The following is a 13,745-nucleotide window of genomic DNA, read 5'->3' on the forward strand; positions in this document are numbered from 1 at the left end:
CTCCAGGCAGCACTCCTGAAGGCTTCATTCCTGGTTAAAAGGATTCCATCCCGGTAAAGAATGGATAATGTTTCTCCAGAAAGACCGTCGAACAAACCGTAGTCTTCCCGGCCGAGAGCGGGAATGGCGGTAGGGCCTGCATATACCTCATCCTCTATGCTTCTGGTGAGGTGCACTCCCAGGAAGGGGTTTCTTAGGTCCGGCACCGGGTAGATATTGCCTTTTACCAGATAAGAACTTTCTTTCCTTATTTTTTTATAGGTTCCTTTGAACGGCAATATCTTATATTCCCCTCCGACCCCAAAGAAGTAGGCTACCCTGTCCGCCTGGGCTCCCGAGGCATTCACAAACTTCTTGAAGCGTATTGTCCGTTGTCCGCTCATGGCCGTGTGGTCATTTCTTAGCCCGGAGAAAGGGGTATCGAATAGGATTTTGACTTTACCAGATTCCTTCAACTCATCGATTAGGGCCTTTAACACCTCTTTGGGGTTTATTACCGCAGTATCCGGCGAGTAAAGAGCCCTCTCCCACGTTACCGCATACGGCTCTATCTCAGAAAGCTCCTTTTGGTCGATTACGACTGACCTCACTTCATTTAAGTCAGCCCTTCTTTTAAGCTCATAGAGTCCCTGAAGCTTGTCCTCGTCCTTGGCCACTATTACCTTTCCAGTTTCCCTTAGCGCCAGTCCTTTTTCCTTACAGAACTCTTTCATTAGACGGTTCCCCTGGGCGCAGAACTTAGCCTTGAAAGAGTCGGGTGTGTAATAAACCCCGGAATGGAGGACCCCGCTATTCCTGCCGCTGGCATGGGTCCCAAATGTTTTTTCTTTGTCGATGATGATGATGTCCTCGGCATTGCGACTAACCAACTCCCGTGCAATGGTAAGACCGGTTATGCCCGCACCGACGATGAGTATTTCACATTCTAACTCCATCACACTCCCCTAGTCGAGTTGGTCTCGATAACTGCTGTCACGCTTATAATCATTTATCAACTATCCGCCGCCCTCTTTTGTAGCTTTAGCATTGTAACTTATTTAATCAATCATAGTTTATTATATTCTATTCATGGAAACTGGTAATGACATGGGTATTTTTGGCGGCGGCTATCCATGGTTGACCATCTACTCAAATTATGATATTGTAGTTTAATCCAACGCCAAGGAAAGGAGAGAATGTTCAAGGTAGGTGCGAAGGCCGTTTATCCCGCTCACGGCGTTGTTAAGGTAAAAGGGATAGAGATTAAAGAAATTTGCGGTACCAAGAAGGCATTTTACATACTTAAAGTTATCGATAGTGATGCTACCGTAATGGTTCCTACCGATAATGCCGGGATTGTCGGATTGAGACCGGTAATAACCAAGTCTGAAATTCCCAGCATATATCGTATACTCAGGGGCAAAAAAAGGGCTAGTAACTCCGGCAACGGCCACCAGAGCTGGAATAAGAGGTACCGTGAGTATGCGGAAAAGTTAAAAAGTGGAAATATATTGGAAGTCGCTACTGTCCTGAGAGATATCTACCTCCTCCAGAGTGAAAAGGAACTTTCCTTCGGGGAACGAAGGATCATGGATGCGGCGAGGGCTTTGTTGATCAAGGAAATCTCCATAGCCAAGAGCCTAGAAGAAGAGTCGGTTGCAGGAGAAATCGAGAAGCTTCTCAGCCAGTAGCCACGTTATCCGCGATTTAGCTATCCCTTTCCTTAGTATATGCCGCAAGATATTATAGACGTAGACGCCGCTCTAAAGCTCCGGGCTTTCTCTTTTCGTATTTCCACCCCGGTGAAAGCGGTGAGAGCGGGGATCCACAAAAGCCCTTTCAAAGGTATAAGCCCGGATTTCCTGGAATATAAAGAATACTCTCGTGGCGACGAGCTTAAACACGTGGACTGGCGGCTCTACGGCAGGCTCGATCGCCTTTACGTGAGAAAGTTCGAGGATGAAGTGAACCTGACCTGGTTAATACTGGTCGATAGAAGCGCCTCCATGGGTTATGGGTCGGAGGAAAGGAATAAGCTAGATTACGCCAAAAAGCTCTCCGGAACGCTGGCCTACCTTCTTCTTAAGCAGGGGGACTCCGTGGGGATAGCCGATTTCAGCGATGAGTATATAGATATGCTCCCACCCCGGGCCGGGGCATATAATATAGCTCCCATAATTGAAAAATTAAAACACTTAAAGCCCTCCGGTAAGACCCAGATTAAAGAACCGGTCTCCAGGGTGATCGAGAAGATTAATAGAGATGCGGCATTCGTCATAGTGTCCGATTTTCTCGCCGACATCGAGTCGGTGGAGGAATGCTTCAAGCTTCTCCGCTCGTCTAGAAAAGAGACAATCGCCTTCCAGGTTTTGCATCCGGATGAGATAGATTTCAATTTCAGTGGATCAATCGAGTTTGAGGACTTGGAGGACGGGAATAAGGTTCTGGTCGACGTTGAAAGCATCAAGGATACTTATAGAAAGAGGATGAGGGATTTCATGGATAAATTAAAACTCTTGTGTCATGAGAGCAGGTTTAGGTATGTTCGTTCCCCGTTGAATGCTCCGTTAGAAGACGTTCTGATCCAAATTGCGGACAGATAGAGGCAAAGTTGAATTTTTCCTTATTAAATCCACTCTTTCTGATAGGGCTTTCGGCAGTTCTCCTTCCCATCGTCGCACATTTGATATCCAGGAAAAGCGGGGTCAAAAAGGGCTTTTCCGCGGTGTCCTTTCTGCTTTCTTCCCAGGGCCAGTCAGCGCGGAAATCAAGAATAAAAGACCTTCTCCTGCTCTTTCTCCGGTCCTTGGTATTGGTTATGCTCGTGCTCGTATTTTCGAAGCCAGCCTTGTTTTCCCTCTCTCCGGTGAATACGGCTGAACCGAAATCGGTCGCTATCGTCGTGGATAATTCCTTGAGCATGGCCTACGGCGATAATTTTGAGGTCGCCAGAAAGAGAGCCGAGCAAATAATAGACTCCCTCGGTGACGGAAGCTTCGGAGCAGTGCTGCCACTCGTCCCGGAGGGCGATATAAAACCGGGTATCACAGTGGATAAGTCGAGGATGAAAGAGGACTTGGAAAGCATAAAACAGTCCTATTCATTCACTGATAATGAAAGAAGGCTGGAAGAGGTGTTCGGTTTGATTCAGAAGACTCCTAACCGAGATAAAGAAGTGATAATTATTACCGACCTCCAGAGAAACGGCTGGCGTAGAGAAAACTTCTCAAGAGCATGGCTTGTTCCGGTAGATGTTCTTTCGGGGAAGGATATGGAAAACCGCACCATCTCGGAAATAGATTTCGAGGATGAAGAGGAATGGATAAGGATAATGGTTCATGTAAGGAATTTTTCCAGGAACGGGGTTAAGAATCTCTTGACCACAGTTTCCTTAGGCAACCAGGAGATCAAAGGCTTCTTTGAGATTGAGCCGGAGGGGGAGGAAATTAAAGAGTTTATTTTTCCCAAAGATAGGCTTTCCAGCGGAGATTTGCTGGGTAAAGTGGAGATCGAGCACGATAATCTTACCCTGGATGATGTCAGATATTTTGTCCTTCCTGAAAACCGGGGACTACGGGTGCTTATGGTTGACGGCGACCCCAGGGAAGACGCTAGGCTTAGTGAAACGTATTACCTTGCCCGCGCGGTGGAGACCATCTCAGAGATATCTCCTCTCAGCCTGGAGATAGAGGATAACGATACTTTTCTCAACGACGAGCTCCAGAAATACGATTTAATCCTTTTGACCAACGTAGGAGACATAACCCCGGAGAAAGCAGAGGAAATAGAGAACCGTGTAAAAGATGGAGGAGTGCTGGTCATATTCCCGGGAGATCGGGTAAAAAGTGAGGTGTATAATGCCCTTTTTAAAATCCTTCCGGCAGAGCTCGGTGTTTTATCCGAGGGCAAATATTTTCTTAAAGCCGCTACTTCGGATGGGCCTTTTGCTCAAGATATCGGAGGATACGACCGAGCAGAGGTAAAAAAACTATTCGGTCTCAAGCCGGCAAACGATTCCATTATCCTTTTGAATTCCTCTAACGATTCTCCATTTCTACTCCGGAGGGATGTAGAATCCGGAAGCGTATTCCTCTTTGCCTCGACGGCCGATACCAGTTGGAATAGCTTCCCCCTGACCCCGGTATTTCTTCCCACCATCAAGAAGATATTCGACCTGTCGCAGGACGCCCAATCTCGGAGAAGAAACTTCACGGTAGGGGACATGGTCGATATTGCGTTTACTAAGCAGGCGGAAGAGGCGACTGTTATAACGCCCGACGGGGAGAAATTCAGGGTTGCCAGGGAAAGACCAAAGTTTAGCCACACCCGCGTGCCCGGGATATATAGGGTTGAGGATGGAGGAGAATCGTTGTACAGCTTCTCCATAAATACAGACCCCCGCGAATCCGACCATGAGAGAATCTCGCTTGAAACCATACCTCAGGAGCACGATGAGAAAAGCGGATTGGTCAAGGTCTTCAGAGAAATATGGGGTTACTTTCTCTGGGGGGTTATCGCACTATTCATTTCGGAATCCATATTCCGGGTTCTCTACTACCGGTGAGGTGCAATTAGTCAACCAGGCTTGTCCCGTCTACCCAATCCGGAACGGGATGGCCCAGAAGGCGAACTATGGTCGGGTATAAGTCAGCCGTTCTTACAAACTTCTTTTTAATCTCCTTATTGATGCACAAGGGGACGACCATATGCTCCCGGAATAACGCACCGTGGGACGAGCGGTGCTCCGGATTCTCATGCCTGGCCCTCAAGTCGAACCCCGGTTTTGCGCTAACCACTAGGTCACCCGAGCGGGGACACTCCAGGAGCTGAATAAGCTGGAGAAGGGCATCCGGATAATCCGTATCGAAGCTGTGTTCTAATGCTTCATCAAGACTCATATTGTCGGGAAGTCCGTTATACCCGAAGGGATCGCTAAGGGTACGCTCGTATCTTATGTTTCCCCGGTCGTCGAGCCAGGTCAGAGCCTCTCCCCTTTCACTCCTGATTCTCACCCGGCCTTTTTCATCTAATCCCGCCACTATGTCCACTTCTCGTCTCTCCATAAGCTTGTCCACAACCTCAGAAAGCTCCTCAAAATTGCTCCGGCGTCCCCAGCCCTCCGGGCTCTTTATATAAATGTGGGCCATGGCGTTTCCCGAGACCATGTTGGCGGCGTCGGCGTCGGCGTAGAACCTGAAGATGTTTGGATAATAGAACGTCTTGAAGCCGAGCCGGTTCATGAATTCGAGGGAATCGAAGTGGGAATGGGTTTGGGTGAGCCCGTGGTCGCTGACGATTATGATGAGGGTCTCATCCAGTTTCCCTCGAGCCTCCAGGGATCTGCCGAGAAGACCGAGAGTTTCATCTATTCTAGAATAGGATTGTATCACCTTGTCGTGGAATGGATGGTTCAGGTGGGAATAGGTATCGATACCCAGAAACACGGTAAAGGTAAACTGGGGGGAATCTATCAATGATTGGAGGAGAATCCTCCTGGCGGCTATGTCCACTTCGTCACAGTGGTCGGTGAAATGGCTCTTGAGCTTGTAGTAGATTCTTCGAAACCGGGTTTTATCCCCCCGAAGACCGGCTCCCCGGGAAAGCTCGTTTAGGATGCTAGAACTCCCGGGAAATACCTCAAACAGTGTCGGGGTATCTTTGGAAATGTCCCGGTTCATGAGGAAGCCTTCGATGCCCACGTAGCTTCTTGACCGAAACAGGGAAAAAAGCCTTTTCGAATATAGCCTTCTATCAAACCACCTGATGCCGGGGAGGTTGCACCTACCCGGGAATTTTCCCAGGATAAACGGTGCGTAGGCCGGACCGGTGGTGGACGGAAAAACGGAGACGGCGTTGGTATAGGTTCCCTTTTCCACTATGTATTTGGATATGTGTGGTAGGTCGCCTCGTCTCAGCAGCTCTTGAAAGACATCCGCCCTGGCGCCGTCGGCCATGATTAATATGCAACTTTTAAACCGCTCCATCCGCTCTCCGGAAAAGAAGATTTTTTAGCCACTAATGAACACGCATTACAGGAAAAGGTAAAAGAAAAAACAATGGATACATCATTCATGATACCCGATACACTATATAATGCACCATGGATCATGCATCCTGCACCTTGCATCCTCATTGTCTTTCATTCCCGGCTAATAAAATCAAGAAAAATATCTCTCATAGATTCTCCTTATCTCGTTTGTCTTGGAGATATACGTTTCTTTTAATTTTTCACCGTCCCCTTTTGTATTAAGCTCCAGAGCAAGCTTTCGGAAATCGTTTTCGTAAAGCTCGCTGGTTGCCCCATCGTGGAGAAGCCTGAGCATGTTCTCCATTTTTTTCAGGAAATAAAGACCGTCCCTCAACACCCGGAATGTATCCTCATCGATCAGGTCGCATCTATTCAAGGCTTCGAGGGCCTGATGGGTGTTTTGGGTTCTAACCGGTCTGTAATCACGGCCGAATTTTAACTGGAGCATTTGTACCAGAAATTCTATGTCTACAATACCGCCCCTCCCGGTCTTCAGATTGAGCTTCTTCTCACTCTCCTTGGCTAATTCTTTTTCCATGCGTAACCGGAGGTGGTCAATCTCCTTATGAAAATCTTCGTTCAATGGTTTTTCATAGACAAAGAACTCCACTGCCCCCATAACCCTCTTTCCCAGTTCCATGTTTCCGGCAGAAGGTCTTGCCCGGATAAGGGCTTGTCTTTCCCAGAGCCGGGCATTTTCTTCATGATACTTTTTGAAGGATTCAAGCGATGAAACTAACGCTCCGGACCTACCCGAGGGCCTAAGGCCCATATCTATCTTGTAGGCGTAGCCTTCACCTGTTGGTGTAGATAGGACTGATATCATTTTCTGCCCCAGACGGGAGAAGAATTCATGGTCATCTCCATCGTAGATAAAGATGATATCGAGGTCAGAGTTATAGCTCATCTCCCTACCTCCCAGCTTTCCCATGCCCATTACTACCATGTCCGAGGCCTTGTTTTTAGCCCGGGGCTTCCGTCCCAGAGTCTTTATGGCTAGCGAGAGCCCGACTTCCATCACCGTTTCCGCCAACATGGAAAGATAGTCGCCGACGTAGAGTGGGTCCACTTCCCGGTTTAAGTCTCTCAAACATAGCTTTAGAGTCTCCACATGCTTAAACCTTCTAATCGCATCCAGCTTATCCTCAAACTCCTTCTCCTCATCGATGACCCTGCTGAGTTCTTCCACCATGTCCTCTTTCGACTCAAACTCCTTCCATACCTCTTTCAAGGTGAGAATGTCGAGATACTCCGGGTGCTTGATCAAGAAGTTGGAAAGGTATCCGCTCGTGGCAAATAGCCTTGAGAGCAATTCCAGTATCTCCGGGTTCTCCGCAAGCATGGCGTATATAGATGTGCGGAATCTTATGCCGGAGATAAAGCGCTCCAGGTTTCGAAGAGCGGCGTCTGGGTCTGGAGAGTTTATGACTTTACTCAAGAAGGCTGGAATTATCTTTCGTACCAGGCTCCTTCCTCTCTGGGTGAGCCCTCCCTTCTTTGTATCCAGGAGGACGCCAAAAAGCTCTATTGCTGTCTCCGGGTACTTAAACCCAAGCTTCCTTAAATTCTCTCTGGCCTCATCCTCGGCTATATGGCCTTCCGTCAGAAAATCGGCTAATTCCCAGAATTCCTTTCCCTCTTCCTCGATCTTACGCGACGGCTCGTAGAAAAGCCGGTCGTATATTGTCGAGACCTGGGAGGTCATTTTTTGGTATTCCCGCTCGAATTCTTCCCGGCGGTTAAACCCAAGTCTCTTAGCCAGCTTATCCACGCTGTCCGGGTCCTCCGGGATCCTATGGGTCTGAAGCTCGTCTGCCAACTGAATGGCGTGCTCGACCTTCCTCAAGAATAAGTATGAAGAGGTCAAGGATTTAAAGACCGGCTCCTCGATGATTCTGTTGGCGAGGAGTTTTTCCAAAGCCTTAAGGGTGTTTTTCTCCCTCAAATCACTGAGGGCGCCGCCATTAACCAGTTGTAATGCCTGTATGAAAAACTCTATCTCTCTAATACCTCCCTTTCCCAGTTTTACGTCGTGTCTCTTATGGAGCTTATCCAACTTGGTCTTCATATCTTTCAGGTCTTCTATGGAAGCGTAGTCTAGAAATTTCTTATAGACAAAAGGTTCAATTTCCCGGTTGAATTCCTCTCCTAGTGAAATGTTCCCGGCAACCGGCCTGGATTTGATGAGTGCCGCTCTCTCCCAGGTATCACCCCAGTAAAAGTAATGCTCGATTGCTCCCTCATACGACACGGCAATGGCGCTCTTCCCGCCTCCGGGACGAAGCCCCAGGTCAACCCTATAAATGAAACCTTCGTTAGTGACGGCGCTGATTGTCTTGGTAATTCTTTCAGCCAGTTTGAAGAAAGGGTCCGGATTTCCCAGGTCTTTATATAGATAGACCAAATCGATATCAGAGCTTAAATTGAGTTCTCTACCCCCCAGCTTTCCCATGCCTATTATCACGAATCTCCCCAGGTTTTTGAGCTGCATTTCCTCCTTAAAAAATCTAAACGCCGCCTCCAATATACCGCTGGCCAGGTCCGAGAGCTCCTCCATTATCTCTGGAAAACCGCCCAAATCCATGATGTCTCGATAAATAATCCTGGAAATCTCTTTATATTTATACCGTCTTAGCCTGGCCATGAGCAGTTCAGCGGTCTTAGAGCTCTTGGCGATGCCGATGGTCTCCTCCAGGGTTTTCTGGAGAGGCTTTTGACTTTGCAGAAACTCGGGGGTGAAAAAGGTGTCCAGTATCTCCGGGTAGCTTATAATGGCCCTACCCAGAAAACGGCTGTAGGAGGCAATCAGGTAAAGGATTTCCTCTTTTTGCTTGGGAATAGTTCCATGAAACTCTTTGAAAAGCGCTAACGCATTTTCCGCGTTTTCCGGGTCTGGAAAAACCTTACTCAACACGAATCTTCCTCGTTCTCTTCCTGGAGCTTTTCGGTCTCTTGGATTTGCTTTGCTCCATCTGGTTTAACATTTCAGCCAGATTCATCATCATGCCGAGCCCCCTGCCCACAAACCTTCCGGTCAAATCGGAAATGAGCTTCTTGCCGTCTCCCTCACGAACGAGGTTCCTTACCCCCTTTAGAGCAAACCCGGTGCCTATTATCCACTCGGTGGTGGCTCTGATGAAATGCTGTCTTGCCTTTTGCAGGTCGCTTAACTCTCTCTTTTTCATACCACAATTCTACCATAAACGGTATTAGGTTTAACTTGAGTTGTTAAACAATGGTTACCGCTACCCAAGCGCTGTCCTAACCCTATTTCACCTTCGTAGTAGTTTATCCCGAGAAGCCGAAGGATTCGGGATAATGATTCATCCCGGCTTGATAGCGGTTACCACGCACTCTGCCTGTGAAATCGTAAATCTGCTCAATGGTCATGGCCAGGTATTGTGATTGAAATGACACCTTCCGTCCGATTGGTTTACACCGGACGAAGTGGATCTGTTCACGATGAAAATTTAGTGGCAATTCCGTAACAAGCTAAGTACATCATGTAGGCAAAAATAATTTTAAGCATTTTCTGGATTCAAAAACGTTAGTATATTAGTGTATTAGTGGTAACCGGCTGGCCGTTCATGGCTTCACGTAGAAAGGCGTCTTCACAACCTCCGCCGACTCGATTTTACCCTCTTCTAGCTTGACCGAAACCTTTGTTCCCGGCTCTATAAATTCCCTTCTTATGTAGCCCAGAGCTATCCCTTTTTTTAGGGACGGAGAAAACACACTGCTGGTTATCTGCCCGATTTCACGCTCTCCGTGTAAGATCTTGTCGCCCGATTTGGGTAGCTCCTCCCCTTCAATTACAAACCCTACCAGATGCCTGTTCACATGCCCCCTCCACTTGATCCGGGCGACCACCTCTTGCCCCACGTAGCATCCTTTGTCGAAGCTTAGAGCGTGCCAAAGGCCGGCCTCGATCGGGATAGTTCCTTCATCCATGTCCACGCCATATCTGGGAATGCCCGCTTCTATCCTCAGAGCTTCCATAGCATCGAGTCCAACCGGTTTTATTCCAAACTCCTCACCATTCTTAGTCAGAAGCTCCCAGAGTTCCAAAGCCAAACCGGACCCCACAAAAATATCATAACCTTCCTCCCCGGTGCGGTTTATTCTTGCAATGGTCGATTGAGAGCCGAATATATCTCTCTTCAAAAAATCATATTCACTCAATTCAGGGATCTCTTCAGCTAAAGCCTTCCGGAGCAGTTTCCCAGAATTGGGGCCGTGAACGGAGATCAGGGCAAGGCCCTCAGTTACATCCTCTATACTCGCTCTACAGGACAAGCGGAACTTCGTCAAGAGTTCCCCTACCTTTTCATTCAATCCCGGCTCTAAATCTAAGAGCACAAATTCGTCGTGGCGATATAGCCTCATATCTGCTAGCATTCTTCCCTTGGGTGTAAGAAGAGTGGCGTATAAACCCTTTCCCACCCCCAGCTTATTCACGTCGTTTGTCAACATTCCCTGTAGGAACTTGATGTGCTCCCTACCGCTCAGGCGGAGCTTGCCCCGATGAGAAAGGTCAATGATGCCGACATTACTTCTTATCGTTTTATATTCTTCCAACTGGTCGCCGTAGTTTTTTGGCATTAGCCAGCCTGAGTATTGGCCAAAGACGGCGCCTAGCCGGGCATGGATATCATAGAGCGGAGTCTTTTTCATATTTTCTTTCCTTGACGAAGATTATGACGAGAACTAACGATTTAGAATTAAAGTTTAACTAAAAACAGTACAAATTTCAGGCCGTCTTCGTGTAGAGGCATATGGCCATACGCACTGATTAATGAAGGATCTAAAACTTGTCCAAAATAAGAGATTGCATCGCCGCCAAAAGAAGATGATGGCCCTCCATGAGACCTCTGGCAGGGCTGGTGACGAACGAGTTTATCTAATGGCTATACTAAGGATCGGATTTTTGAGGTGTTCATTCATCCCCCGGTTAAACCGGGGGACCTGCTCAGAATGAACGGGTTTATTATCTCTTATTACTAGCGGATGCATGCATCCGCTCATCCTGAGCCTCGTCGAAGGATGCCGATGTACTTATTCCGAATCTTATCCAGCGAGTGGAAGTGCCCGGAGCCTGTCCTGAGCCTTTCGATTTCCTCAGGGTAAACCCCTGATGGGATAAATTCTACGACCGAAGAAATCTCATTTCTAAAAACTAATGTTATCGGACCTTACCTGGTTTATTTGAACGGATATGATTTGGACAGAGGTATACAAACTTAGCTACGAAAGGGCTTATTGACAAAAAGACGGATTATAAGGTATTAATAGAAATCACAACACTGCCAAGAAACTTTGGAGTTAAGTAGCTCGTTAATCTAGATCGTTACTAGAATTACATGGTAGCTTATTGTAGAGACGCGATTAGTCGCGCCTCTACGCATTTTTGCACTGGCGTTCCTATAAAGAGTAAGGATACTATGTATATTAACTGAAATATACAATGAGCATTTTTAGAAGATTCCGAAAACTGAGAGCGATAAACGGCGGAGAGCCGCTTCCAGAGCAAAGATGGGGAAAGTCTATACCCAGCATTATCCTTTACCTAATCATAGGAACCTGGATTGTTTTTTCCTGTTTTTATATAGTAGAGGCCGACGAGCAGGGTGTTGTTAAAAGGTTCGGGAAATACAACCGGACTGAGAACCCCGGCGTTCACTTCAAGCTTCCCTGGCCCATCGAAGAGGTTCAGAAACCCAAAGTTACACAGGTAAAGAGAATAGAAATCGGCTTCAGGACTGTTGACCCGGGACCCCCGTCACGCTATAGAGAAGTTCCGGAGGAATCATTGATGCTCACCGGCGACCTGAACATAGTTAGCTCCGAGTTCATAGTGCAGTACCGAATTAAAAACGCAGAGGAGTACCTATTCAATGCTAAAGATGTAGAAACGGTCCTCCGAGATGCAGCGGAAGCGGCCAAGAGACAGGTCGTGGGAGACAAGGAAATCGATTACGTCTTAACCGTGGGAAAAGCGGAAGTCCAGGCGGAGGTAGGCATCCTGCTCCAAAAAATAATGGATAGTTACGAAGCGGGGATACATATTGTCGCAGTTCAGTTACAGGATGTCGAGCCGCCCAAGCCGGTTATAGGCGCTTTTAAAGACGTGGCCAGCGCAAAAGAAGATAAAGATAAATTCATCAATCAGGCGGAGGCATATAGAAACGAGGTGATACCCAGAGCGCAGGGAGAAGCACAAAAGCTCCTGAACGAAGCACAGGCTTACAAGGAAGAGAAGATAAACCGGGCCAAGGGGGAGGCCGATAGATTCACGAAGATTCTGGAAGAGAGTAAGAAGGCCGAAGATGTAACCAGAAAAAGACTCTATCTAGAAACCATGGAATCGGTTCTATCCGGTATGGATAAATTTATCATAGACTCGAAGAATAACTCGTCTCTCAACATTCTGGAGCTTAAGGGGAAAAACGCTGATGAGATTAAGGAACTATTAAATAAGTAATTGCCACTAAGACACTAAGAAAAGATAAGAACTTTGTATCTTGGTGTCTTTGGGGCCATTTTCACATGGAGAAAAATAATGCTGGGAAGGATTAAGGCTTTAGTCCTATTAATCATCGTCATACTTATAGGCATCTACATCTTCAAACCGCTCTATACAGTGGATGAGACCGAGCAGGCCGTAGTGCTTGAGTGGGGAGTGAATCCGGTGAAGGTGGCTAAAGACGCCGGACTTCATTTCAAATGGCCCTGGCCCTATCAAAGCATCATCAAGTTTGAAAAAAGGCTTCTTCAATACGATGCACAGCCGAGAGAAATCATAACCAAGGATAAGAAGACTCTCATACTGGATAACTACGCCCGGTGGCGGATCGAGGACCCAATTAAATTTTTGCAGACGGTGAAGAATGAACCCGGAGCACAGTCGAGGATCGACGACATAGTGTATTCGGAACTACGAGTGGAGACAGCCAGCCACGACCAGATTGAGGTCATCGCTCAGCAGAGAGAAACAATCATGAAAGAAGTAACCAAAAGATGCAACGAGAAGGCAAAAGAATACGGAATAGAGATAGTGGATGTGAGAATCAAGAGGGCCGACTTGCCCCAGGAGAATGAGCAGTCGGTGTTCCAAAGGATGGTGGCGGAGAGGGAAAGACAGGCGAAAAAATACCGGTCGGAGGGACAGAGCGAAGCAACCAGGATAAGGGCGGAGGCTGACAGGGAAAGCAGGATTATTATATCCGAGGCGTACAAGCAAGCCCAGATTACAAAAGGGGAAGGCGACGCCCAAGCGATAAAGATCTACGGCCGGGCCTATGACCAGGACCCCGATTTTTATTCCTTCGTAAGAACGCTCGAGACCTACGACAAATCACTTAATCAAAAGACAACCGGAGTTTTCTCTACTGACTCGGAGATATTCAAGCTCTTCCAAAGAAAGGAGTTGAGTGAGTAGACCTAGTCCCTTCTGTCATGCCCGGATACGTCAATCGGGCATCTACAAATAATTTAATACTGGATTCCCGCTTAAGGCATGCGGGAATGACAGCTTGCTGTCTACTGGCTACGGCCAGGTTTTCTAACTACGCGATGTCAATATACGAATTGTAAGGAAGGGGTTTTTTCAATAGGTGTGTAAAAATCATTCAGGCGGCCTTCCTTTTTTGCTTTACTTTTACTTCTTCTACCATTATCCCATTAACAAATCTCTTCCCTGCATAAACTTCCGGTAACAACCAGTATCCCCGGAGTGCAT

The 13,745-nt window shown here is 47.3% G+C and carries 10 protein-coding genes; 5 read left to right on the top strand and 5 right to left on the bottom strand.

Annotation, left to right across the window (positions count from 1 at the left end; translation table 11 throughout):
- Positions 1–935, bottom strand: a 935-nt coding sequence (locus VNN20_00995) for an FAD-dependent oxidoreductase (GenBank protein ID HWP90763.1), incomplete at its 3' end; no start/stop codon positions are given.
- A gap of 240 nt (positions 936–1,175) precedes the next feature.
- On the opposite strand from VNN20_00995, the gene VNN20_01000 reads away from it, so the two are divergent.
- Genes VNN20_01000 through VNN20_01010 form a run of 3 tightly spaced genes read left to right on the top strand, consistent with a single transcriptional unit; the run spans position 1,176 to position 4,543 of the window.
- The gene (locus VNN20_01000; protein ID HWP90764.1) at positions 1,176–1,670 is read left to right on the top strand and encodes a CarD family transcriptional regulator; all 495 of its coding nucleotides are present in this window, start codon (positions 1,176–1,178) and stop codon (positions 1,668–1,670) included.
- 39 nt (positions 1,671–1,709) lie between these two features.
- Positions 1,710–2,582: a DUF58 domain-containing protein gene (locus VNN20_01005; protein HWP90765.1), complete on the top strand. Its 873-nt coding sequence runs from the start codon at positions 1,710–1,712 to the stop codon at positions 2,580–2,582.
- A gap of 8 nt (positions 2,583–2,590) precedes the next feature.
- A complete protein-coding gene (locus VNN20_01010; GenBank protein HWP90766.1) occupies positions 2,591–4,543 on the top strand; it encodes a BatA domain-containing protein in 1,953 nt (650 codons plus the stop codon).
- A gap of 7 nt (positions 4,544–4,550) precedes the next feature.
- On the opposite strand, the gene VNN20_01015 is transcribed toward VNN20_01010, so the two are convergent.
- The 4 genes from VNN20_01015 to gcvT form a co-directional block, all read right to left on the bottom strand.
- Positions 4,551–5,963 carry an alkaline phosphatase family protein gene (locus tag VNN20_01015; GenBank protein HWP90767.1) on the bottom strand — a complete coding sequence of 471 codons (1,413 nt, stop codon included), beginning with the start codon at positions 5,961–5,963 and terminating at the stop codon, positions 4,551–4,553.
- Positions 5,964–6,137: 174 nt separating this feature from the next.
- Complete coding sequence (glnE, locus tag VNN20_01020) at positions 6,138–8,918, bottom strand: bifunctional [glutamate--ammonia ligase]-adenylyl-L-tyrosine phosphorylase/[glutamate--ammonia-ligase] adenylyltransferase (GenBank protein ID HWP90768.1); 2,781 nt, start codon at positions 8,916–8,918, stop codon at positions 6,138–6,140.
- Positions 8,911–9,192, bottom strand: a complete 282-nt coding sequence (locus VNN20_01025; GenBank protein HWP90769.1) for a hypothetical protein — start codon at positions 9,190–9,192, stop codon at positions 8,911–8,913. Before VNN20_01025 ends, glnE begins: the two co-directional genes overlap by 8 nt.
- A gap of 400 nt (positions 9,193–9,592) precedes the next feature.
- A complete protein-coding gene (gene gcvT / locus VNN20_01030) occupies positions 9,593–10,681 on the bottom strand; it encodes a glycine cleavage system aminomethyltransferase GcvT (protein ID HWP90770.1) in 1,089 nt (362 codons plus the stop codon).
- 790 nt (positions 10,682–11,471) lie between these two features.
- Between gcvT and hflK the strand changes: the two genes are divergently transcribed.
- Positions 11,472–12,488: an FtsH protease activity modulator HflK gene (gene hflK / locus VNN20_01035; GenBank protein HWP90771.1), complete on the top strand. Its 1,017-nt coding sequence runs from the start codon at positions 11,472–11,474 to the stop codon at positions 12,486–12,488.
- Between the two features lie 78 nt (positions 12,489–12,566).
- Entirely contained in the window at positions 12,567–13,445 is an 879-nt protein-coding gene (gene hflC, locus VNN20_01040; protein HWP90772.1) for a protease modulator HflC, read from the top strand.
- The last annotated feature ends 300 nt before the right edge of the window (positions 13,446–13,745 follow it).

The organism is Thermodesulfobacteriota bacterium (assembly GCA_035559815.1).
Lineage (GTDB): Bacteria > Desulfobacterota_D > UBA1144 > Nemesobacterales > CSP1-2 > DATMAT01.